Origin of the sequence: Embleya sp. NPDC059237 (genome assembly GCF_042754105.1) — a bacterium.
In the GTDB taxonomy this organism is placed as follows: domain Bacteria; phylum Actinomycetota; class Actinomycetes; order Streptomycetales; family Streptomycetaceae; genus Embleya.
In genome coordinates, this window is the sequence record NZ_JBHZAE010000018.1 from 171,606 (window position 1) to 195,559 (window position 23,954).

15 protein-coding genes are annotated in these 23,954 nt (G+C 71.3%); 7 read left to right on the plus strand and 8 right to left on the minus strand.

From position 1 onward, the window contains the following. The first annotated feature begins 109 nt into the window (after window positions 1-109). A complete protein-coding gene (locus ACFXKZ_RS40535; RefSeq protein ID WP_380009051.1) occupies window positions 110-1,234 on the plus strand; it encodes an NAD(P)H-dependent flavin oxidoreductase in 1,125 nt (374 codons plus the stop codon). Between the two features lie 217 nt (window positions 1,235-1,451). Here ACFXKZ_RS40535 and ACFXKZ_RS40540 read toward each other — a convergent pair whose 3' ends face one another. The 4 genes from ACFXKZ_RS40540 to ACFXKZ_RS40555 form a co-directional block, all read right to left on the minus strand. After that, the gene (locus tag ACFXKZ_RS40540; RefSeq protein WP_380009054.1) at window positions 1,452-2,582 is read right to left on the minus strand and encodes a hypothetical protein; all 1,131 of its coding nucleotides are present in this window, start codon (window positions 2,580-2,582) and stop codon (window positions 1,452-1,454) included. 150 nt (window positions 2,583-2,732) lie between these two features. Beyond that, window positions 2,733-3,602 (minus strand): MHYT domain-containing protein, encoded by an 870-nt coding sequence (locus tag ACFXKZ_RS40545; RefSeq protein WP_380009057.1) that lies wholly within the window; start codon window positions 3,600-3,602, stop codon window positions 2,733-2,735. 132 nt (window positions 3,603-3,734) lie between these two features. Continuing rightward, entirely contained in the window at window positions 3,735-4,832 is a 1,098-nt protein-coding gene (locus ACFXKZ_RS40550; protein WP_380009060.1) for a P1 family peptidase, read from the minus strand. Between the two features lie 106 nt (window positions 4,833-4,938). Then, window positions 4,939-5,661 carry a TetR/AcrR family transcriptional regulator gene (locus ACFXKZ_RS40555; RefSeq protein WP_380009063.1) on the minus strand — a complete coding sequence of 241 codons (723 nt, stop codon included), beginning with the start codon at window positions 5,659-5,661 and terminating at the stop codon, window positions 4,939-4,941. Between the two features lie 166 nt (window positions 5,662-5,827). Between ACFXKZ_RS40555 and ACFXKZ_RS40560 the strand changes: the two genes are divergently transcribed. After that, window positions 5,828-7,345, plus strand: coding sequence for an MFS transporter (locus tag ACFXKZ_RS40560; RefSeq protein ID WP_380009066.1), 1,518 nt, complete (start codon window positions 5,828-5,830; stop codon window positions 7,343-7,345). Between the two features lie 99 nt (window positions 7,346-7,444). Here the strand turns inward: ACFXKZ_RS40560 and ACFXKZ_RS40565 are convergent, their stop codons facing one another. The 3 genes from ACFXKZ_RS40565 to ACFXKZ_RS40575 form a co-directional block, all read right to left on the minus strand. Beyond that, entirely contained in the window at window positions 7,445-8,020 is a 576-nt protein-coding gene (locus ACFXKZ_RS40565; protein WP_380009069.1) for a DUF4383 domain-containing protein, read from the minus strand. Window positions 8,021-8,152: 132 nt separating this feature from the next. Further along, the gene (locus tag ACFXKZ_RS40570) at window positions 8,153-8,629 is read right to left on the minus strand and encodes a Rieske (2Fe-2S) protein (RefSeq protein WP_380009072.1); all 477 of its coding nucleotides are present in this window, start codon (window positions 8,627-8,629) and stop codon (window positions 8,153-8,155) included. Beyond that, window positions 8,562-10,103 (minus strand): ATP-binding protein, encoded by a 1,542-nt coding sequence (locus ACFXKZ_RS40575; protein ID WP_380009075.1) that lies wholly within the window; start codon window positions 10,101-10,103, stop codon window positions 8,562-8,564. The genes ACFXKZ_RS40570 and ACFXKZ_RS40575 overlap by 68 nt, the downstream gene beginning before the upstream one ends. A gap of 448 nt (window positions 10,104-10,551) precedes the next feature. Here ACFXKZ_RS40575 and ACFXKZ_RS40580 point away from each other — a divergent pair, with 448 nt between their 5' ends. The 5 genes from ACFXKZ_RS40580 (at window position 10,552) to ACFXKZ_RS40600 (ending at window position 16,546) form a co-directional block, all read left to right on the plus strand. Beyond that, on the plus strand, window positions 10,552-11,532 hold the full coding sequence (locus ACFXKZ_RS40580) for a trypsin-like serine peptidase (RefSeq protein WP_380009078.1): 981 nt from the start codon (window positions 10,552-10,554) through the stop codon (window positions 11,530-11,532). A 422-nt stretch (window positions 11,533-11,954) separates the two neighbouring features. Next, window positions 11,955-12,737 carry a 4'-phosphopantetheinyl transferase family protein gene (locus tag ACFXKZ_RS40585; RefSeq protein ID WP_380009085.1) on the plus strand — a complete coding sequence of 261 codons (783 nt, stop codon included), beginning with the start codon at window positions 11,955-11,957 and terminating at the stop codon, window positions 12,735-12,737. A 161-nt stretch (window positions 12,738-12,898) separates the two neighbouring features. Then, window positions 12,899-15,094, plus strand: coding sequence for an MMPL family transporter (locus tag ACFXKZ_RS40590; protein ID WP_380009088.1), 2,196 nt, complete (start codon window positions 12,899-12,901; stop codon window positions 15,092-15,094). 267 nt (window positions 15,095-15,361) lie between these two features. Further along, complete coding sequence (locus ACFXKZ_RS40595) at window positions 15,362-15,652, plus strand: helix-turn-helix transcriptional regulator (protein WP_078975919.1); 291 nt, start codon at window positions 15,362-15,364, stop codon at window positions 15,650-15,652. A 216-nt stretch (window positions 15,653-15,868) separates the two neighbouring features. Next, on the plus strand, window positions 15,869-16,546 hold the full coding sequence (locus tag ACFXKZ_RS40600; protein WP_380009229.1) for a BTAD domain-containing putative transcriptional regulator: 678 nt from the start codon (window positions 15,869-15,871) through the stop codon (window positions 16,544-16,546). Window positions 16,547-16,627: 81 nt separating this feature from the next. Here the strand turns inward: ACFXKZ_RS40600 and ACFXKZ_RS40605 are convergent, their stop codons facing one another. Continuing rightward, window positions 16,628-23,899, minus strand: coding sequence for an amino acid adenylation domain-containing protein (locus tag ACFXKZ_RS40605; protein ID WP_380009091.1), 7,272 nt, complete (start codon window positions 23,897-23,899; stop codon window positions 16,628-16,630). Window positions 23,900-23,954: the final 55 nt, after the last annotated feature.

Below are 23,954 nucleotides of genomic sequence, written 5' to 3' on the forward strand. Positions count from 1 at the left end.
CGGGTGCCGCCCCGGCGCCCCGGTGCAAATGGTAAGGCTCCTTGACCTTGATTTGGTCAAGGAGCCTTCCTATTCTGGGGCCTTCACCCGGTGACCGGAGGTTGTGCCGATGAAGCCCCCCATCTGCGCGAAGCTAGGGATCGAGTTCCCGATCTTCGCGTTCTCCCACTGCCGCGACGTGGTCGCGGCGGTCAGCCGAGCCGGAGGCTTCGGGGTCCTCGGCGCGCTCGCGTTCGACCCCGAGCAGTTGGAGGTCGAGCTGGCCTGGCTCGACGAGCACACCGACGGCAAGCCGTACGGCGTCGACCTGGCGATCCCGATGGCCTACATCGGCAAGGGCGGCGGCGAGGCGGCGTTGCCCGCCAACCTGGAGAAGCTGATCCCGGAGCAGCACTGGAAGTTCGTCGACGAACTCCTGGAGACGCACCACATCCCGCCGCTGCCCCCGGAGTTGGCGGACCGACCGGTCAAGGCGGCCGGGTTGAACGTGGACCTGGAGTCGCGCGCGCAGATCGAGGTCTCGCTGAAGCACCCGCTGGTGAAGATGTTCGTCAACGCGCTCGGCCCGCCGCCGGCCGACATCATCGACGCCTGCCACGCGGCGGGGGTCCTGGTCGGCGCCCTGTGCGGCAGCCCCCGGCACGCGCAGAAGCAGGTCGAGGCGGGCGTGGACGTGGTGGTCGCGCAGGGCACCGAGGCCGGCGGGCACTGCGGCGAGATCTCCACGATGGTGCTCATCCCGCAGGTGGTGGACACGGTCGGCCCCGACATCCCGGTGCTCGCCGCCGGCGGCATCGGCGGCGGCCGGCAGATGGCCGCCGCGCTGGCGCTCGGCGCGCAGGGGGTGTGGACCGGCAGCCTGTGGCTCACCGTTGCCGAGGCGGACACCCACGAGGTCTCGGTACAAAACCTCCTGGAGGCCAAGTCCACCGACACCGTGCGCTCGCGCGCGATGACCGGCAAGCCCGCCCGCCAGCTCAGGAGCGCGTGGACCGAGGCGTGGGAGGACCCGGCCAACCCCGACCCGCTGCCGATGCCGCTCCAGGGCATCATCTTCAACGCGGCGTCCCGGCGGTTCACCCGGACGAAGAACAAGGAACTCAACGGCTGGCCGGTCGGCCAGGTGGTCGGCATGCTCGACCGGGTCCGGCCGACCCAGGAGGTCGTGATGTCGCTGGTCGAGGAGTGGATCGAGACCACGGAGCGGCTGAACGCGTTCCTGGCCGACGACTGAGCCGGACCGCTCCGGCCGAGACCGGCCGGGCCGGGCGCGCGGGAGGACTCGCGTGCACGGCCCGGCGGTCGGCGGGTCACGGGAGTGAGTGACACCGGTCCCGCACCTATGAATACCGCGAACTGTCCCGGTATTTCAGCAATCTATGCGTTTTGCGGGCATCAACGGTGCATGTCCGGTAAGGTGCGCGGGTAGCGCCGGGGGCGAGCCCCCGCCGCTACGGCGCCACCGAATCCCACCCCGTGAACCCCGACGGGTCGTGCCGCCCGAACGTGCCGTGCTCGAAGATGCCCAGACCCTCCGCGATCAGGGCGCCGTCCGGACCGAGCAGCCGAGCGGTGGCCACATGGTCGATCACACCGAACGGGATGCGCTTGGCCACCCCGGGGTCCTTCTGCTCGTACACCGCGCCGTCGAGGTAGTCCTCGCCCTTCCACTGCCCGTGCCCCCAGTCGGGGTCGCCGCCGTAGCCCGCGCCGACGTTGAGCGCGATGTACCCGTGGTTTTCCAGGCGCAGCGTGAGCGCGTTGCGTTTGCGGTCGGTCAGGTGGATGTCGGCGCCCTCGGGGTGCCGGGTGCCGGGCGTGTACCGCACGTCGAACTCGGGCCAGCCCAACTGCTCGGGAGCCTTCCCGGAGGCGATCGGGTACATCCGGATGGCCTCGGTCAGGAAACGGTGCCCGTCGGCGGACTCCTGCGCGATGATCATCAGCGCCTGGTCGCCCAGGTGCAGCGGGATCCAGTTCCACCAGAACCCGGCGGTCTGCGCGGGCCGTCCGGCCGGCGGCGCCTCGCCCGACGGGCGGATGCCCCACGAGCGGTCGCGCGAGCCGGACCAGGTCCGCGGGGTGACCGTGATCTCCTCGCCGTCCAGGGTCACCGTGCCGGTCCAGTCGCCGATCTGGACGAAGCGCGACGCGTCCAGCATCGGCTTGAAGTCGCTGCGCTGCACGTGTCGAGGTTCCGGCAGCGGCGCGAACGGCGAGGTGAAGGTGAGGTCGATCGTGATGCCCTGCTCCGGCGCGTCGCACACCACGCGCACGCTGGACAGCGGCTCCAACACCTCGATGCGGTACGGGCCGACCTCCTGCCGCATCCGGTCCGGGCCGAGCGCGCCCGACATCCGCACCGCGTGCTGGCGACCGTCCCTGCGGACCACCACGTACGCGTCGATCACGCCCAGGTTCGGGTAGACGCCCAGGCCGGTGGCGATCTGTACGCCGCCCGTGCGGTCGTAGGCGTGCATGATGCAGCGGTCGTAGAAGTTCCGGTCGGTCGAGCCGACCTCGCTGTGGAACAGCGGGACCTGGTGGACCGGATATTCGTCCAGGGGCACGGGGATCGGCATCGGGTTCCTCCTGACCACGCGCCGACGGTGCGCCGACGCGTCGGGCTGGTTGAGACGTCGTGCGAGTCTGCGCCAAATCATTGACGCAATCAAGCGTTATCCGGGCCGCCTCGACCGCTTTGGCCCGCCTCGCTCGGCACGAAGCCCGGATCAGCGTCCGCCGCGGAAGTAATCCCGGGGATCGTCTTCGGCGCGCCGCCGATGCGATACCCGTTCGCCGCCGGCATTCCCGGCCGCGAACGGGGTGCCCCGATTGTCTTCCAACCGGGCCAGCCGGGCCCTGAGTTCGGCTTCTTCCCTGATCTCGTCGGCGGACGGCGACAGGGCCACCATGAACAACGTGATCACCGTGAAAAGACTGATGCCGGTGATCAACGGCGCGAGGAATTGTGTCGCCTCCACACCGTGTGCCAACCCGTGCGCACCCTCGGTACGCACACTCATCGCCGACATTCCCGTGTAGTGCATTCCGCCGACCGCCAGGCCCATGATCAACGCGGCGCCCCCGGTCGCCGCGAATCCGCTCACGTGCAGCGCGGCCCACAACGCGGCGGTGGCCGCGACCACCGCGATCACGATCGACAACGTCACGCGCAGCGTGTCGTAGTGGATCCTGCCGTCCAGGCTCAGCGCGGCCATGCCCATGTAATGCATGCTCGCCACGCCGCCGCCGGTGACCACGCCGCCCAGCACCAGGCCGACCCAGCCCGCGTTGCGTCGACCCGCGATGGCCATGCCGATGCCGACCACGATCACCGCGAGCACCAGCGAGGTGATGGTCTTGGACACGTCGTAGCGGATCGGCGTGCCGCGCACCGAGAAACCGAGCATGCCGATGAAATGCATGACCCAGATTCCGGTACCGCCGATCGAGGCCGCGCCCAGTACCAACCAGCGTGCCCGCACCCAACCGCGCACCGCGCGGGCCCGCGTCGTGCACAACAACCCGAGCGCCGAGCCGAGACACGACATCAGGTAGGCGATGACCGGGGTCAACGCTCCGTACTGGAAATGATCCACGTGACCCACGTCGGCGACCGCTCCGTCAGTTTTTCGAGCCCCTTCGGAAACGGGAAAACTCGTCCTCGAATCGAAGATGATAGGCCGGCTCCGAAGCCGAGCCGCGACCGGGTTTGGGAATTCGCCGAAACGTCACCCGTCGTATCGACAGGTGGAATTCGGATAAAGATCGCGGTACGCCGGCACCGACCCGCCGCGCTTTGCCGCGAGCACCCCGTGCAGGACGGCCCGGCCGAACACGTCCGCCGCCGCGGCGTGCAGCAGGGTCAGCGCGGCGGCCTCCTCGTTGACCCCGTACGGCGTGGTCGGGTCGGGCGCGGGCAGCGGGACGCGGGCCGTGGACACCGCGAAGATCGTGTCGCCGTCGTAGAGGGTGTGTACGGGACGGATCGCCCGGGCCAGCCCGTCGTGCGCGACGCCCGCCACCTTCTGCGCCTGGGACCTGGTCAGCGTCGCGTCGGTGGCGACGATCCCGATCGTGGTGTTGAGCGTGGGCGGGGTCTGCGCCGCGGCCGCCGCGCGGGTCAACGCGGCGGCGTGCTCGGCGTGTTCGGGCGGGGTGAGCGGGAACTCGCCGGGTAGGCCGAGGCCGACCGCGTAGGGCAGCCCGCCGATCGGGTCGACCGGCGACCCGGCCGCGTTGACCACCGCGAGCGCGGCGACCGTGACCCCGCCGGGCAGCACCACGCTCGCCGTACCCACCCCGCCGCGCAGGCCGCCGACCATCGCCCCCGTGCCCGCGCCCACGCTGCCCGTCGGCACCGGCGCGTGCTCCGGCTCGGCGTCCGCCGCCGCGATCGCCGCCCGCCCGAGCGCCGCGTCGGGCCGGCGCCGCCAGTCGCCGCCGCGCCCGAGGTCGAACAGCGAGGCCGCGGGCACCACCGGCACCACCTGGTGCGGCTCGGCGCCGACCGGGAACCCCCGCCCGCGCTCGGCCAACCACGCCACCGCCCCGCCCGCCGCGTCGAGCCCGAACGCACTGCCCCCGCTGAGCACGATCGCCTCGATCCGCGGCACCAGGTTGCGCGGATCGAGCGCGTCCAACTCGCGCGTGCCCGGTGCGCCGCCGCGCACGTCCACCCCCGCCACGAAACCGCCGACCGGGCCGAGCAGGACGGTGGTCCCGGTCATCGCGCCGGCGTCGGTGTACGCCGCGTGCCCGACCCGCAGCCCGGCCACGTCGGTGATCGCGTTGCGCGGTCCGGCCTTGAATTCCCCGATGTCGAACATGCAGCCTCCCGAGAACGTCGGACCGTGCCGTGGTCCCTGTTCCCCATGCTGCTGCACACCTATCGGCGGGGAGCCGGCGCGAGGAGGTGTCGACGTCGGGTCCGGGTCAGGACTCCCGTTCGGAGTACGCGATCAGGCCGAGCAGAAGGACGTCGATCCCGAACGCGAAACGCTCGTCGCCATCGCCGCTGGTCAACTCGGCGCTCAGCGAGGCCAGCGTGGGGAAACGGGCCGCGGGCAGGGCCGTGAAGTATTCCCGGATCCGCGCGTAGTAGGCGCCGCGCTCGGCGTCGGTCGAGCCGTGCCCGGCCTCCGGCCCGCCCAGTTCGAGGCCGGACATCACGGTGTACATGGACAACACGTCGGCGGCGAACGCGCAGACCCGCTTGGACAGTCCGCCCGCGCGCAGGATGGCCAGCAGCCGCTCCGACGAGTGGAGCGAGTTGGGACCCATCGGCACCGAGCCGATCGTGGCCCGGCCCAGGTCGCGGTGTGCCGCGTAGACGTCGCGGATCGCGAACATCGTCTCGCGCAGTTGCTCGCGCCAGCGCTCGGGATCGGCGACCGGGATGTGCACCTCACCGTTGACCCGGTCCACCACGAGTTCGACGAGTTCCTCCTTGTTGGCGACGTAGGCGTACAGCGACGCCGCCCCCGTCTCGAAGCGCTGGGCCAGCCGGCGCATGCTCAGCGCGTCCATGCCCTCCGCGTCGATGATCTCCAGCGCGGCGGTGACGATCGCCTCCTGCGAGAGCGCCGGTTTGCGCGGGCCCCGAGCCTTGGGCGTCGTGCGCCACGGCGGCAGGGGTACTTCGGGAGCCTCGGACACGGCGCCACCTCCTCGACCAATCCCACGAATCCTGCGACTTTACGAACACTGTACTTGACTCGAACGGTGTTCGCACCTAAAACAGTGTTCGAGACGGGAACACTGTTCGGAGTACGAACAGTGTTCGAAAACCGGAGCAGAAGCAGAAGGGGAGACGGGGGAGACGATGGACACCGACGTCACCAACGCCGCGCCGGCCGCGGCCGAGACGGGGAAGCGCACGTCCTACCGATTGCGCTGGATCGGCCTCGCGGTGGTCATGGGCGCCGACATCATGGACCTGCTCGACGCGACGATCGTCAACGTCGCCGGTCCCGGCATCCGAGACGCGCTCGGCGGCAATTCCACCCACCTCCAGTGGTTCTCCGCCGCGTACACGCTCGCGTTCGCGATGTTCCTGATCACCGGCGCCCGACTGGGCGACATCCTGGGCCGGCGGCGGATGTTCCTGATGGGGGTGACCGCGTTCACCGTCACCTCCGCGCTGTGCGGGCTGGCCCAGTCGCCGGAGATGCTGATCGGGGCCCGCGGCCTGCAGGGGTTGGCCGCGGCGATGATGGTGCCGCAGGCGCTCGGCCTGATCCGGGACATGTTCCACGAGAGCGAGGTCGGCGCCGCGTTCGCGGTGTTCGGCCCCTCGATGGGGCTGGCCGCGGTGCTCGGCCCGATCCTGGGCGGCGTGGTCATGGACGCCGACGTGTTCGGCCTCGGCTGGCGCGCGGTGTTCATGGTGAACGTGCCGCTGGGCCTGTTCGCCCTGGTTGCCGGCGCCCGCGTGGTGCCCCGGCCCGAGCCGAGTACGACCACCCGTCGACCCGGCCTGGACCTCGTCGGTGTCGTCCTGGTCACCGCGGCGATGATGCTGCTCGTCTACCCGCTCGTCCAGGGCCGCGAAGAGGGCTGGCCCGCCTGGACGTTCGGCTGCCTGGCGGCCTCGCTGCCGGTGCTCGGGCTGTTCGCCTGGTACGAGCTGCGCACCACCCGTGCGGGTCGCGACGCGCTGGTCGAGGTCAGCCTGTTCGCCAATCGTGCGTTCACCGGCGCCCTGGCGGTCGGCCTGATGATGTTCGCCTCGATGATCGGCCTGATGCTCGTGCTCGGCGTCTATCTTCAGATCGGCCTGGACTGGTCCGCGACGCACGCGGCGCTCGCGCTGATCCCGTGGTCGCTGGGCTCGACCGTCGGCGCGGGCCTGGCGGGGGCCGTGCTCGCCGCGAAGTACGGCCGTCGGGTGCTGCACGCCGGCCTGGTGGTCGGCCTGCTCGGCGTGCTCGGGACCGCGGCCACCATCACGATGCACGACGGCCCGGTGAACACCTGGATCCTGCTGCCGGCGACCGCCGTCGCGGGCTTCGGGTTCGGGCTGCTGATGGCGCCGTTCTTCGGGATCGCGCTGGCCGGGGTGGCCGATCACGAGGTCGGCTCGGCCTCCGGCGTGCTCAACGCGGTGCAGCAGCTCGCGGGGGCGCTGGGGGTGGCGCTGTTCGGGACGCTGTTCTTCACCCACGTGGAGGACAACGCGCCCGCCGCACACAGCCTGGACGCGGTGCGCGGGGTGTTCGACGACGCGTTCACGGTCGGCGCCCTCGGCAGCGCCGCCGCCCTGGCCGTGGCGTGGGGGCTGGCATTCCTGATGCCGCGCTTCGAGCGCCCGCCCGGTGCGGAGGGGACGGCCGGGCACTGAGCGTGCGGGCCCGCGTGGGCGAGTACGCGGGAAGGCGCCGGAACGGGATGCTCTCCGTTCCGGCGCCTTCGCGTACGGTGATCGCCCGCCGGGGGCGACTCAGCGGCTGCCGGCGATGCCCGGGCGGGACGAACCCGTCCCGAGCGCGGACGCGCCGTCGCGGGCCAGGACCGAGGCCCGGCTGCGGAAGGCGTCCTCGCGGGCGGCCTGCTCGGGGTGGCGCGCGCGCCAGTACGGGTTGTCGTGCGGCAGATGGCCGCTGACCCGCCCGTACAGGCCGAACGTCATCACCAGCAGACCGACCACGAAGCTGAAGATGATGTTCGGCATCTTGAAGGACAGGTAGTTGATGTCGGATGTGCCGATCAGACCCAGGTTCACGAAGCCGCTGATCACGAACAGCGCGCCGACCACGATGTTCACCGTCGAGGCGGTGTTGCCGCCGATGATCGCGCCGATGATCAGGATCGCGCCGACCACGACCGAGATCAGGCTGAGCGCGCCGTTGGTCGACATGCCCGCGACCTCGCGTCCGGTGGTGGAGAAGAAGCCGACGTTGTGCGTGAAGCCCAGGATGCCGAACACGATCAGCGCGAGGCCCATGAAGCCGCCGCCGTACCGGTAGACCTGCCCGAGTCGATGGTCGACCGGCAGCGCCTCGTCCAAGCCCGTCATGGCCGCCTCCCAACATCCGGTGTGCGTGAAAACTCCTACTTGATCTCTTTTCCCGGATTTGCCGGGACGTACCGGTTCGAGATCGTCGACACGGGTGCGGGCGCGGCCACGGGCTTGGGCGGGGCCGGTCGGTTACGCGGGCTTGAGAACGACCTGACCGTTCGTGACCACGATCGACTTGGCCGCGAGCGGGCGCGGGGCGGGGCCGCCGAGTACGGCGCCGGTGTTCGCATCGTAGCTGCTGTTGTGACAGGGGCAGTGGATCTGCCCGCCGGAGACGCTGCCGACCAGGCACTGCTGGTGGGTGCACACGGCGGTGAACGCCTTGAAGTCGCCGGCGGCGGGCTGGGTGACCACCACCTTGGCGTCGTCGTAGACCTTGCCGCCGCCGACCGGTACGTCGCCGACCGGGCCCAGCACCTTGTCGGCGGCCGGGGCCTTGTCCTTGCCGTCGTCGCCGCCGCTGCCGCAGGCCACCAGCGTGGCGCCGCCGGCCGCGACCAGGGCGCCGCAGAGCAGGATCCGCCGAGTGGGTTCGGCACTACTCGTCGACGGGGTGCCCGTCGGGTCGACGGTCGTCGGGTCGGTGCTCGGGTCCGTCGCTCGCATGGGCTGCCTCCGTCGTGGTTCCCGGCACCGGTCGTTCACGCGGCGCCGACGCAACGGAAACGTACGCGAGGGGTTCGTGGTTCGACGGATCGGTGAAGCGAACGGGTTCAATCGGCTCGGGTTGTCCGTACTCCGGCTCCGCGTCCGCCGGCTCGGTGCCTTCCGGCGCCGAGTCCTCCGGTTCCGTGCCGTCGGGCGTCACATCCTCCGGTTCCGTGCCCGCCGGCGCCATGTCCTCCGCCTCCGTGCCCTCGGGCGACATCTCCTTCGGCTCCGCGTCCTCCGCCGAGGGTTCCGGCAGCGTGAAGACGATCCGCGTGCCCGCCGTGTACTCGGTGTCCACCGCGATTCGGCCGCCGTGTTGTTCGACGATGCGCTTGGCCATCGCCAGGCCGATCCCGCTGCCCGTGTACGTCTCGCGCGGGTGCAGTCGGCGGAAGGCGGCGAACACCCGTTCCGCCGATTCGGCCGGGATGCCGATCCCGTTGTCGGTGACGGTGATCCGCCATCCCTCCGCGATCGGTTCGGCGTCGACCCGTACCAGCGGGCGCTCGTACGGGCGGGCGAACTTGACCGCGTTGCCGAGCAGATGCCGAATCAGGGTGGCCAGCAACACCGGATCGGCGTCCACCACCGGCAGTTCGGCGTGCGCCAACTCGGCGCCGGTGTCCTCGACCCGATCCGCCATGTCCAACCACGTCTGCCGCACCACCTCGTCCAGGTCCACCGCGACGCTCTCCGCGCGCGAGCGGCCGACCTCGGTCAGGGTGACCATCTCGTCGATGAGCACCTGGAGTCGGCGCGCGTTGTCGATGGTGAAGTCGATGTACTGCCGGCCGCGCCGGTCCAACACGTCCTCGTAGCGCTCCTGGAGCATGCGGCCGAAGGACACGATCCGGCGCAGCGGATCCTGCATGTCGTGTGTCGCGGCGTGGGCGAACTGGTCGAGGTCGGCCTGGGCGAGTCGGGCCCGGCGGTCCTGTTCGTCGAGCCGGGCGCGCAGGTCGTCCCGCTCCCGCGCCGACGCTCGGGCCCGCTCGTGCTCGGCGGCCAACTCCCGGTCCCGCTCGGCGACCACGGCGGTCAGCGTGGCGACGTGCTCGCGTTCCCGGCGGGCCCGGTCCTCCCCGGCGCGGGCCCGGGTGCGCAGGCTCGCCATCGCGCCGGCGATTGCGCCGAACTCCCGGCTGTCGTAGCGCGCGGCCCGGCTCGGCGGCTCGCTCGGATCGGCCAGCCGGGTCAGCGGCCGCTCCACCGTGCGCCGCAGCGCGGCCTCGATCAGCACGGTCAGCCCGACCACGAGCAGCAGGTCGCCGCCGAGCACCAGGAGCAGCCCGCGCGAGCGCGCGTCGCCGTCCAGGGTCAGCCCGACCACCAGCGCCGCGACCGTGGCCAGCATCACCGCCGCGCACGGCACCCAGATCAGCCGCAGCCGGGCGCGGACCGTCCACCACGAGTCGTCGGAACCCGCCATCGGTACCCCGCCCTCTCCGGCCCGCCGTCGCCCCGCCGACACCCCGCCGACAACCCCTGCGGAACAAGGAAAGTGTGGCAGCGCCGGCCCCCTCGGCACGAGGGCATGATCCGGCCGCCCGTCACCGCGGAGCACCGGCCCGAGCCCCGGAGGTTCCTTAAGCCAGTCATAAATCACCCATACCGGGGTGCCGTCGGTGACGAGCCCCGGGATACGGTCGCAGGGCCGGTCGGGCGGTTTGGAGAGACGGCGTCGAGCCGGCGTGCGATAACGGGGGTTTCCTGCGACCGTCGCCCCCCTCCCACCTGTTGGGGCGACGGTCGCAAGAACACTTCGTCACGAGCGTGTGACCGTGCGATCGGCGGTCTGATTCGTCCTCACCCGGGTAGCGATCCACCCGGTAGCGTCCGAGGGCCGAGGCCGAATTTACGCCGAGATTGGTGATCGAGTGTCGCGACGAACCGCGGATTCCGAAGCGACCCGGGGAAGGCGCCGACTGCTGGTCGGCACCGCCTTCTGTGTGGTCGCCGTGCTGGTGGTGGCGGGTCTGGCCTCGATGGGCCGGATCTTTGGGCATCCGAGGTCGCGGGCGGGCGGCGACGCGGCCCGGGGCTATCACCTGCCGGATCCGGCCGAGGGCGATCGCATCGCGGCCAGCCTGCTGGGCGGGGCGCCCGCGGCCCCGTCCGGGACACCCGTGCCGACGATCAGCTCGGAGGCGGTCGAGCCGCTGCCGGTGTCCGAGCCGCTGCGGGCCGGCGCCATCGCGCCGACGCCGGCGGTCGGCGCGCTCCTGCACGTGGGCGAGGGCACGGAGCCGGAGCATTTCTGCACGGCGACGGTGGTGCACTCGCCGAACCGCAACCTGGTGATCACCGCCGCGCACTGCGTCTACGGCGAGGCGTTCGCGTCCGACATCGCCTTCGCCCCCGGTTATCACGACGGGCTCATGCCGTACGGGGTGTGGGTCCCGTCCCGGATCGACGTGGACCCGCGCTGGATCTCGGACCGGGATCCGGCCTACGACGTCGCGTTCCTCCAGGTGCGGCGCCCCGGCACCGGCGACCGGATCGAGGATGTCACCGGCGCCGAACAGGTGTCCTTCGACTCCCCGGTCGATCGCGCGGCCCGACTGATCGGCTACCCGGACGGCGAGGAGCAGCCGATCGGCTGCCAGAACACCACCACAGCCCTGTCCGACACCCAGGTGCGCTTCGACTGCGCGGACTTCCCCGACGGCACCAGCGGTGGCCCGATGCTCACCGACATCGACCCCGCGAACGGCCGGGGCACGGTGATCGGTGTCATCGGCGGCTACCAGGAGGGCGGCGACGACCTCACCTCGTACAGCAGCCGCTTCGGCCCCGACATCGCCGCCCTCTACAACCGAGCCGGCACGGCGGACCCCACACAGACCCCGACGACCTGACGGGCGACGGAGAGGCCGCCGAAGCACCGCGAAATGGGGCGCCGATACCGCCGAATGTCGGCGGGTGTCGGAACGAGCGCACGCGCCCGCACGCGCCGTGCGCGCAATTGCGTGCGCCGGGGCGGATGTTTACGCGACGCGCCTCGGGCTCTCCCGGGGCGCGCTCTCCCGGGAAAGCGGCGACACCATCGGGACTGTAGTCAGTCCACCGTCAGTTGGGCGTCAGCGCTCTCCGCCAATGTGGTTGGCATGACGTCGCTCTCGGCGGTTTCCGGCTGCCTTCCCGACACTATGTCGATTGCCTTTTTTCGGAAGGAACTTCAGCCGACGGTTGTCCGGCCGAGGCGGTACCGGCGCTTCGTCTCGCACCACGCTCGCGCCTTCGGGCCGCTTGCCGTGGACATGCCACGGTCGCCCTCCCGGTGAGCGCGGACCGCGGCGACATCGGCCGCACGCGTGGCCGGCCGGATGTCGAGGACGAGAACGGTCGGGAACGGGTGGAGGTCTGGCGGATATCGCTCGGCGACGAGGACGACCCGGACCACTGTCCGGCTTCCCTCGAAGATCTCCTCGACGAGGACGAGAAGGCCCGTGCCGGGCGCGGGCTCGTGCCGGGAATGCGGCGCCGTTTCGTGATCGCGCACGCCGCGACCCGGATTGTCGTCGGCGAGCGTCTGGGCCGCCCGCCGGCCGCCCTGCGCTTCACCCGCGGCCGGTGGGGAAAGCCGGTGGTCGAAGGGGCGGACCTGCACTTCAGCCTGTCGCACTCGGGCGACATCGCGCTGCTCGCCCTGGCCTCGCGACCGGTCGGGGTGGACGTGGAACTGGCCCGCCCGAACCTGGACACCGAGCGGTTGGCTCGGCGCTTCTTCGGTGACGAGGAGCGGGAGTTGGTGGCGCGCGGCGGGAACGGCGCCTTCACTCGGTTGTGGACGAGGAAGGAGGCGTGTGTGAAGGCGGTGGGCGGCAGGCTCACCGAGAGCATGGCGATTCCCGTCGCCCATACCGCGCGGCAGGCCACGGTGTACTCGCGCTCGGGTCCGCTCGCGGGACCGTGGAGAGTTGCCGACCTGCCGCTTCCCGAAGGATATGCGGGGTCCGTCGCGCTGCTCGGTGACGGGCCCTTTTACGTTTCACCGAGGATGTGGTACCCAATGTCGCCGACAGAAACCGACGGCATGCGACACAGGCCGGGTGTCAAGTAGAAGAAACTCCCCTCAAAAAGGCGTAGTCGTACCCGTGGTCGCGTGCCGGAGCGTCGCTAGATTTAAGGGCGCGAGAGCACGATGGTAAAGCACCGGCCGGATTCTTGAGCCAGGACCGTGTTTTGGTGCCGGGTATTCCTTTCGAGGAGGGGGAGGTAATCGTGGAAGGCAGGAACGTGATCACCAAGGCCGCGCGGTGGAGCGCTGTCCACCCCTGGTGGGCACTCGCGCTCTGGCTCGTGGTCGTCCTCGGGGCCTTGGCGGTCGGCGCCGCCACGGGTACCCGGCAGGCCACCAGTTCGGACCTGTCCATAGGCCAGTCCGGCCGGGCGGCCGCCATCGCCAAGAGCGGGGGTCTCCAGGTCCGCGCGGTGGAGAACATCCTGGTCACGCCGTACGTCGGCAAGCTCGATGTGGCCAAGGCCCGGGTCGCGGCCGACGAGACGGTGTCCGGCCTGAAGGGCGACAGGGGCATCGCCTCGATCGGCGAGCCGATCCTCGCCTCGGACGGCTCGGCCCTGCTGGTCCCGGTGACGCTCAACGGAGACCCCGAGACCGCCGACAGCCGGGTGCGACCGCTGCTCGACAGCGTGCAGAAGACCCAGGACGCGCACTCCGACGTACATGTGGAGCTCGTCGGCGAGGGTTCCATCCGGGCCGGGCTCAACGACCTGCTGGACGACGGCCGCCGGCGGGCGACCGTGCTGAGCCTGCCGGTGACGTTACTCGTCATGGTCTTCGTCTTCGGCGCGATGGTCGCCGCGAGCGTCCCCGTCGTCCTGGGCCTGTCCTCGGTACTGACCGGACTCGGCCTGTGGGGAGTGGCCTCCCAGTTCGTGCCGGATCCGGGCCCGGTGACCCACATCATCGTCCTGGTGGGCATGGCCATCGGCGTCGACTACTCGCTCTTCTACCTCAAGCGGCAGCGCGAGGAACGCGCGCTCGGCGCCAACGAGGTCGATGCCATCGAGGTCGCCGCGGCCACGTCCGGCCACGCCGTGCTGGTCTCCGGCCTGGTGGTGATGGTCTCCATGTGCGCGCTCTACTTCGCCGGGCACATCGCCTTCCAGGCGATGGCCACGGGCGCGATTTTGGTCGTCGCCATCGCGATGGGCGCCTCGCTGACCGTCCTGCCGGCCATGCTGTCCAAGTTCGGCCGCTACCTGGACAAGCCGCGCGTGCCCCTGGTGTGGCGGCTCACGCAGAACGGCGGCGTCAAGCCTCGCCTGTGGTCGGCGATGCTCAAGCCGTCGTTGCGCCACCCGGTTCTCGCGCTCGTGCTCTCCGTCGGCGTGCTCCTCCTCCTCGCGCTGCCCGCCCTCGGTCTGCGGCTCAAGGCCACCGGTATCGACGACCTGCCCAAGTCGATCCCCGCGATGCAGGCCAACGAGCGCCTGACGAAGTCGTTCCCCAGCCCGGCGGACACGCACATGATCGCCGTGAAGGTCTCCGCCGACCGGGCCGCGGAGCTGCGCACGGGGGTGGCCGCGCTGGTCGACCGCACGCGGCGCGACGACCTCTTCGTACAGACTCCGCAGCCCCTGGTACGGACGTCGGCGGACGGCACCGTCAGCACCATCGCCGTCGGCACCCGCTTCAAGAGCAGCTCCGGCAAGGCGCGCGAGTCGCTGAGGAAGTTGCGCGAGGACATCGCCCCGAACACCCTCGGCGGCGTCGAGGGCGCCGAGTTTGCGGTCGGCGGCAGCGATGTGGCGTACGACGTGGACTACCGGGCGAACGTCGTCGCCAAGATGCCCTGGGTACTGGGGGCGGCGCTGGCCATGACCTTTCTGGTCATGGCCATCGCCTTCCGATCCCTGGTGCTCGCGCTGATCACGGTGGTCCTCAACGTCCTGTCCGCGGTGGCGTCTTTCGGTCTGCTTGCGCTGATCTTCCAGGGGACCTGGGCGGAAGGCATCCTGCGCTTCCAGTCCACGGGTCGGGTGGTGGCATGGCTGCCACTGATGCTTTTCGTGATCCTGCTCGGCCTGTCGATGGATTACCACGTCTTCGTCGTCAGCCGGATCAGAGAGGCCGCACGCGGTGGGCTCGGCATTCGGGACGCCGTCGAACAGGGCATCACCCGGACGGCGGGCGTCGTGACGGGCGCCGCGATGGTGATGGTCTCCGTGTTCGCCCTGCTCGCGTCGCTGAACTTCATCGAGTTCAAGCAGTTGGGCGTGGGTATGGCGGGTGCGGTGCTGCTCGACGCCACACTCATCCGCATCGTCGCGCTGCCGGCCGTGGTCATGCTGGTCGGTTGGAAAACCTGGTGGCCCTCGCGGCTCGCCTATCAGCACGGTTCCCGGGGGCCGCGGATGCCGGCCGTGGTCGCGGAGGGGACGTCGGTTCCCTGACCGCTCTTCGCGCGTCGGGCTCCGGGTGGCCGGGGGATGGGCTTCGGCCCACCCCCGGCCACCTTTTTCGTGCGTTCCGCGCGCGGAAATTTCGCCGGCTCACGTTGAACCACCGAGCCGGGGGTTCCGTAAACCGTGTGGGGATTCCGATGGGAAACATAGAATCGCATGCGTGTTCGGCGGCGCATGATCAACTGCCTCGTGGCGGAGGTCTGCGCCTTCCGACGTGCGCACAACCGGGAAGCGGGGCGATCACGGGGGTGACTCATGCACAGCGACAGCGGCCCTGCTTCGGTGCGCTGGCAGACCGAACTTGCCCGAGTCGGGGCGCTCTCCGGGCGCGAGAAACAGGTTTTCGCGCTCCTCGGGGCCGGGCATTCCAACCGCGGCATTGCCACCCGACTCGACGTCACGGAACGAACCGTAAAGGCTCATGTGGCAAACATCCTGGTCAAGCTACAAGTGGAATCCCGCCTTCAGGCGGGCCTGGTTGCGCAAGTCTACGAAAGCATGTACGAAGGTACAGTATCGGAGCCGTCAAGCGTATCCGATAATTGACCATCGTGAATACCACCTGGATTCTTACCCTCCTTCGGGTCGCCGGGAACGAGTCGACCGTTGTTCCATGTGGCAGGCCCGGCGTTGCAAGCGAACAACTTGTGACTGGAATTCAACGGTAGACGGGGGATTTTGGTGTACATCTCCATATTGGGTCCGCTGCTGTTAGGAGACGGTCAGAAAACCGTCGGTATACGCGCGAAGAAGAACCGGGTGATGCTCACCATGCTGGCGCTCAACATCGGTCAGGTGGTCACCTTCGACGAGCTGATCGACGAGCTGTGGGGTGAGGCTCCGCTCAAGAACACGCGCAACGCGTTACAGGCGAACGTCAAGCGGGTGCGCAGGTCACTGGCCGAGTTAGGGCTCGGCGGGCCCGGCCACGAGCTGATTCGTACGGTGGACAACGGCTACACGCTGAACATCCCCGCCGACGCCGTGGACGCGTATCGCTTTTTGCAAACGGCGGGCAAGGGCGCGAGCCTGGTCGTCGACCGGCCGCACGAGGCCATGGATCTGCTGCGCGAGGCGCTCGGCATGTGGCGCGGGCCGGCCCTGCTCGACACGAGTGACGGCCCCTGGTGCCGGGCCGTGGCGCTGCGTCTCGACGAACAGCGCAAGACCGCGCGCGAAGACCTCATCGCGGCCCAGCTCCAGCTCGGCGAGGCGGGGACCGTCGTCGCCGAACTCAAGCAGTTGCTCGCGCAGTACCCCGAACGCGAGCGGTTCAGCGAGCAGTTGATGATCGCCCTGTACCGCTGCGGACGGCAGTCCGAGGCCGTCGACGTCTTCCACCGCACGCGCAAGTGGCTCGACCAGGAGTTGGGGCTCAAGCCGAACAGTCGCCTTCACCACCTCTACCAGGCGATCCTGATGCAGGACCCTTCGTTGTGAGCGCCGAGACGGCGACTCGTCACTGATACCGGCAGCTCCCCGCGGAGCTGCCGTCGTGCGTTCAGGCCCGGTCAGGCCCGGTCAGGCCCGGTTCAGGGCCGCGTCGGTGACCGTGCCGATCTGCCGGGCAGCCTCGGGGGAGAGCATCTGCTCGTGGTCGCACGGCACTTCGTGCACCGTGAGTGGTCCGTCCAAGTGCGGGTGCCAGCGATCCACGAGTTCGGCGACCGGAATCTCCCGCTGCTCGCCGGTGGCGACGAACAGGGTCAGCGCTCCGGTGAAGCGGCCCGGCGTGAACACCCTCGCCAGATCGATGTGTCGGCGCATGATCGCGGTCAGCCGGCGCAGTTCCTCCTCGGTGATCGCGGTCCCCGCGGCGTGGTGTTCGACGAAGGCGGCACGGACCTCTTCGTCGGAGGGATTCGGGTCGTGCGGGGCCACGGGGTAGATGTCCAACGCCGCGAGGAAGGCGACGCGTTCACCCGCTGTCTGGAGCTGGACGGCCATCTCGTGCGCGACCAGACCGCCGAAGGACCAGCCCAGGAGGTGGTAGGGACCCTGTGGTTGCACCTGCCGGACGCGCGCCAGATACGTGGCCGCCAGCGCCGGTACGTCCCGGGGTTGCTCCGCGTCGTCCCCGTGCGGCGCGATGCCGTCGGACTGCAGCGCGTACACGGGCCGGGCCGCGTCGATGTGCGGGGCCAACTCCGCGTACGGCAACCCGAAGCCGACCCCGCCGTGCACGCAGAAGAGGGGCTCCGCGGTGCCGGCCGGTCGGATGGGCAGGACGGGCGCGGTCATGGCGGCCGGGAGTGTGGCGGGTGCCCGCGGGGTGGTGGGCCGGGCCGCCGCGGCGAGGGCCGCCACCGTCTTGTGGGTGAAGACATCGGCCAGCGAGAGGGTGAGCCCGGCCTTCGCGGCGCGGCTGACCACCTGTACCGAGCGCAGGCTGTCGCCGCCCAGCGCGAAGAAGTCCCCGTCGACGTCGACCTGTTCGAGGCCGAGGATCTCGCCGAAGACCCCGGCGACGACCTGCTCGGCGGCCGTGCCCGGCGCGCGCACCGGGACCGGGGCGGCGATGCCCGTTCCGGCCGCCGCCAGGGCGCGGGTGTCGAGCTTGCCGTTCGCCGTCAACGGCAGCGCGGGCAAGGTGACCAGGGACACGGGCACCATGTGCGCCGGCAGCGTTTCGGCGGCGAACGCGCGCAGCACCGGCACATCGACGGCAGCGACGCCGGGCACGGGCACGACGTACCCGATCAGTTGGGGTTCTCCGGTGGGCGTGGGCACGACGGCGACGGCGGCCTGGGTGATCACCGGGTGGCGGACGAGGGTGGCCTCGATCTCCCCCAACTCGATGCGGAAGCCGCGCAGCTTGACCTGGTGGTCGGAGCGGCCGACGTAGTCCAGGGTGCCGTCGGGTCGCCACCGCACGAGGTCGCCGGTGCGGTACATGCGGGTGCCGGCCGGCCCGAACGGGTCCGCGACGAAACGCTCGGCGGTGGTGGCGGCGCGGCCCAGATACCCGTGCGCGAGGCCGGCCCCGGCGAGGTACAGCTCGCCGGTGACGCCGATGGGTGACAGGGACAGGCCGGTGTCCAGGACGTACACCCGGAAGTTGTCCAGGGGTCGTCCGATCGGCGGCCTGCCCTCCGGAGTCAGCGGGTCGCTCCAGGTGGCGCAGACCGAAGCCTCGGTCGGGCCATAGGCGTTGCGCAGTTCGACATGCCGGCAGAAACGATTGCTTACGGCGGGCGGGCAGGCCTCGCCGCCGACCAGCAGAGTCATCCCCTCGGGCAACACCGCGGCATCCGGGATGCCGGCGACGACGGTGGGCGGCAGGATCGTGTGGTTGACGCCGTGCTCCGCGATCAGGTCGGCGAGCAGTTCGCCGGACAGCCGGCTGTCGTCGGTGGCGAAGACGAGGGCGCCGCCGGAGAACAGTGAGGCGCACAACTCCCACACGGTGGCGTCGAAGCTGAACGAGGCGAACTGCAGGACCCGCGTGTCGGGCCCCGCGCCCAGGCCCGAACGCAGGTTGGCGGCCAGGTTGGCGGCCCCCGCGTGCGGCACGGCGACGCCCTTGGGGCGACCGGTCGAGCCGGAGGTGTAGATGACGTACGCGGTGTCCTGCGGGGTCAGCGCCCGGGTGCGGTCGGCGTCGGTGGGGGCGGTGCCGGGCCGCTCGGCCGACTCGGCCAGAACGGCGGGGGCATCCAGGACGAGCGGGACGGCGCCCTCGGGCAGGTCGGGGAGCCGGTCGGCGACCGCCGCGTCGGTCAACACCGCGGCCGGCGCCGCGTCCCGGAGCATGTACGCGATGCGCTCGGCGGGATACGCGGGGTCGACGGGCAGATAGGCCGCGCCGGCCTTGAGGACGGCGAGCAGCGCGACGACCATCCGCGCGGACCGGGGCAGGGCCAGCGCGACCACGTCCCCGGGGCCGATCCCGCGGGCCAGGAGGAGGTGGGCGAGACGGTTCGCCCGGGTGTCGAGTTCCGCGTAGCCGAGCCGGACCGAGCCGGGGCCGGCGGGTACGCCGTCGGGAGTGATCAGCGCCGCGTGGTCCGGCGCCTGGGCCGCGTACGCCTCGAAGAGGGCCGGCAGCGTGACCGGGGGCCGCGGGACCAGGCGTCCGCTCCGGTCCGACAGGAGCGTGCAGCGCTCTTCGGCGGTGAGCAGGTCGAGGGCACTGAGGGGGGAGTGGGGGGCGCGTGCGGCGGAGCCGAGGAGGGTGGCGAGGGCCCGCGCGAGGCGATCCGCCGTCGCCTCGGTGAACAGGTCCTCGCGGTAGTGCAGGCGAAGGTAGAGGCCGTTCGGCGCGCCGTCCGCGGTCGTTTGCTCCGTCACGTGGAAGGAGAGGTCGAATTTCGCCGTCACCGTGCCGATCGGCTCGACCGCGGCCGAGATCCCCGACAGTCCGGGCAGCGGGTCCGCGTTGTCGAACGCCAGCATCACCTGGAAGAGCGGCTGCCGGGCCATCGAGCGCACCGGGTTGAGCTCCTCGACAAGATGCTCGAAGGGCAGCTCGGCGTGCGAGTACGCGGTCAGATCGCTCTCGCGTACGCGCGAGAGCAGGGCGCCGAAGGTGGGATCACCCCCGGTGTCGGTGCGCAGTACGAGCGTATTGACGAAGAAGCCGACGAGGTCGCGGAGCGCGTCGTCGCTGCGCCCCGCGACCGCGCTGCCCAGGGGGATGTCGGTGCCCGCTCCCAGCCGGGTGAGCAGGGCGGCGAGTCCGGCCTGGACCGCCATGAACAGGCTGGCGCCGCTCGTGTGCGCGAGTTCCGCGAGGCGCACGTGGACGTCGGCGGGCACCGTACACGCGACCTCCGCGCCGCGGTGACCGGCCCGCGCCGGGCGCGGGAAGTCGGTGGGCAGGTCCAGCTCCTCCGGGATGCCCGCCAACGCCCGGCGCCAATGGGCCAGTTCGGAGGCGACCAGGCTGTCCGCGTCGGCCTTGGCACCGAGCAGCTCCCGTTGCCACAGGGCATAGTCGGCATACTGCGCGGGCAGCGGCTCCCACCGCGGCGCGCCGCCCGTGAGCCGCGCCGCGTAGGCGTCGGCGAGATCGCGGGTGAGCGGGCCGAGCGACCAGCCGTCGGCCGCGATGTGATGCACCGTCAGCGCGAGCACGTGGCGGTCGGGCCCGATCGTGAACAGCCGGACCCGCAGGGGCACCTGGGCGGACAGCTCGAAGGGGTGGACGGCCTCGGCGGCGAGCGCGTCGGCGAGCGCGGCTTCGGTGTCCGCGGTCGGGCCGGCCGGTGCCGAGCCCGGCAGGGTGACGTGGACCAGCCGCGCACCCGCCCGGTCCGCCTCGTCGGGGGACAGGATCAACTGCGAGGGCAGCCCGTCGGCCTCGGCGAACACGGTGCGCAGGCTCTCGTGTCGGGCCACCACGTCGCGTACGGCGGCCGTCAGCGCCCCGGCATCGAGCGGGCCGGTCAGGCGCACGGCCAGCGGGATGTTGTACGCGCCCGAAGGGCCGTCCATCTTGTCCAGGAACCACAGACGCTCCTGGGCGTAGGACAGGAGCACCGACGACGGGCGACCCGGCACGGAGCGCAGCACGGGGCGCCGGGTACGGGACACCGTCGCGGAGCGCGCGTCGCCGGAGTCCGGCCCGGCCTCGGTACCGGGGAGGGCCGGGGACAGGGTGGGGGCCAGCGCCTCGGCCGTGCGGGCATCGAACAGGGATCGCACCGGGACGTCCACACCCAGGGCCGCGCGCAGCCGGTTGGTGACCGTGGTCGCGGACAGCGAGTGACCGCCCAGGGCGAAGAAGTCGTCGTCGGCGCCGACACGTTCGAGTCCGAGTGCCTCCGCGAAGACCGCGCACAGCAGTTCCTCGTGCTCGCCCACGGGCGCCCGTCCGGTGCCCGCCCGCTCGTCGGGCGGCGCGGGCAGGGACTTGCGGTCGGTCTTGCCGTTCGGGGTCAGCGGCAGCGCGTCCAGGGGAACGTACACGGCGGGGACCATGTGCGTGGGCAGCACCGAGGCGACCCGCTCCCGCAGCCGGTCGGTATCGGTCCCCGCCGGTACGACATAGGCGACCAGGCGGGTGTGCCCCGCCCGGTCGGCGGCGGCCGTGACGGCGGCCTGCCGGACACCGGGCTGCGCGGCGAGCACGGACTCGATCTCGCCGAGTTCGACGCGGTGGCCGCGGATCTTGACCTGGTGGTCGCTGCGCCCCGAGTACTCCAGGGCACTGCCGGTGCCGTCCCAGCGGACCACGTCCCCGGTGCGATACATGCGCGCGCCGCGCGGCGCGAACGGGTCGGCGACGAACCGCTCCGCGGTCAGGCCCGGCCGGTTGAGGTAGCCGCGGGCGAGCCCGGACCCGGCGATGTACAGCTCGCCGAAGGTGCCGTCGGGCACCGGGTGCAGGGCGCCGTCGAGCACGTACACACGCGTGTTGGCGAGGGGGCCGCCGATGGGCGGCGGGCCGGGCGCGGTCGGGGTGTCCGCCGTGAGGGGCGCGGCTGTCGACCAGATCGTCGTCTCCGTCGGGCCGTACACATTGGTCACGGACGCGCAGTGCGCGGTGAGCGTGCGCGCCAGCGGCTCGGGCAGCGCCTCGCCGCCCACCAGGGCCCGCAGACCCGCCAGCCGGGGGGCGTGGTCGGCGGCGAGGGACTCCCACAGGCTGGGGGTGGCCTGCATCAGGGTGGCGCCGAGGTCGGTGACGGCGGCGGCCAGGACGGCCGGGTCGCGCACGGTCTCGCGCGCGGCGACGAGCAGTTCGGCGCCGGCCGCGAGCGGTACGAACAGCTCCAGGTTGGCGATGTCGAAGCCGAAGGTGGTGACCGCGAGGAATCGGTCCCGGGCGGTCACCGCGAAGCGCTCGACCATGTCGTGGACCAGGTTGGTCAGCGCGCCGTGCGGCACGACGACGCCCTTGGGGCGGCCGGTCGAGCCCGAGGTGTAGATCACGTACGCCGGATGGTCGGCGTGCGGGGTCGGAGCAGGGGCCTCCCCGGGGACGACGGGCACCGTGGGTACGGACCCCGGTTCGTCCAGGGCCCACCACTGCCCCGTGCTCGTCTCGTCGTCGCCCATGAGGAGTTCGCGCACCCGTCGGTCGGTGAGGGTGACCACGGGGGCGGCGTCCGCCAGCATGTAGCGCAGCCGGTCGGCGGGGTAGTCGGGGTCGAGCGGCAGGTAGGCCGCGCCGGACTTGAGCACGGCCAGGGCAGCCACGACAAGGGCGCAGGACCGGTCGAGCGCGATGGCCACCGTGCGTTCCGGGCCCGCGCCGGCCGCACGCAGCGCGCGGGCCAACTCATCCGCCCTGGTCCGCAGTTCGTGATAGTCGAGCCGCTCGTCGCCGCAGCTGACGGCGGGTGCGTGCGGGGTGTGCTCGGCCCGGGCGTCGAGCAGCGGCGCCAGCCAGTGGCCGGGGAGCGGTACCCCGGTGTCGTTGCGCCCGTCGACGATGTGTGCCCGCTCCGCCCGGTCCAGGATGTCGAGTCGGCCGCAGGGCACGTCGGGCCGGGCGACGGCGGACTCCAGGAGCCGCGCGAAGCGCCGCCCGATCCGGTGGGCCTCGGCGCGCGTGACCACCCCGGGCCGATGATTGACCGCGAGGCCGAGCGGGGTGCCCGGAAAGACCGTGAGGGTGATCGGGTAGTGGGTGGCGGAGCGGATGTCGACGCCGGTCACCAGGGAGCCGGCGGCCGCGGTGTGCGGCATCGGCCCCATCGGATAGTTCTGGAACATCAGCGCCGTGTCGAAGAGTTCACCGCGCACGGAGGTGAGCTGCTGCACCTCCGCCAAAGGCAGGTGCTCGTGCGGCAGAAGGTCGGCCTGGGCCCGCTGCACCGCGGCGAACAACTCGGCCGGGGTGCGGGACGGGTCGACGTCGACGCGGACCGGCAGCGTATTGGCGAACAGGCCCACCATGTGCTCGACATCGGGGATCTGGGCCGGCCTGCCCGACGTCACGGCGCCGAACAACACCGTGTCCTGGCCGGTCGACCTGGACAGCAGCAGCGCCCAGCAGCCCTGCACCACCGCGTTGACGGTCAGCCCCCGCGAGCGGGCGAACCGGACGAGGTCGGCGGAGACCTCGGGGGAGAGGTCGAGTGGAACCGACTCGGGCAGCGCGCCCCGGCCCTCGGCGTGGGCGTGGCCCACCGGGACGAGCCGGGTCGGCTCGGTGACACCGGCCAGTGCCCGTGCCCAGGCCTGCCGGGCGGCCGGCTTGTCCTGCGCGCCGAGCCAGGCCAGGTACGCGTGGTAGGAGGCCGAGGCGGCGCCGGTCGGCGAGGGGTGGGCGGACCCCGACTTCGACTCCTCGACCAGCGCGCTCAGTTCGCCGATCAGCGAGACCATCGACCAGCCGTCCACCAGGATGTGGTGCACCGTCCACACCAGGCGGCAACGCCCGTCGTCCGCCCGGATCAGGGTGAACCGGTGCAGCGGCGGCCGGGCCAGGTCGAAGCGGCGCAGCCGGTCCTCCTCGGCCACCCGGTCGAACTCGGCCTCCACCGACGCGGCCCGCCCACTCCCGGCGCCGACCTCCACCTCGTGCCACGGCAGCGCCACCGACTTGGGGATCATCTGGATCGCCTCGCCGTTCTTGCGATGCCGGAAGCATGCCCTCAAATTCGAGTGCCGCTCCAGCAGCGCGGTCGCCGCGGCGCGCAGCGCGGCGGTGTCGGCGTCGGTCGTTTCCCGGAAATCGAGCACCAGCTGGATGGTGTAGACATCCGTTCCCTCGCGGTCGTACTCCGAAAGAAAGAGCAGTCCCTGTTGCAGCGGCGAGAGCGAGAGGACTTCGCTGATCGCGGACGGCCGATTCAAACCGGACTCCTCGCGGAAGAGCTGGACGGGCGGAATGACAAACATAGGCCGATCGCACTGACACTCAAGTGACCGATAACTGACGGGCCACTGACGCATC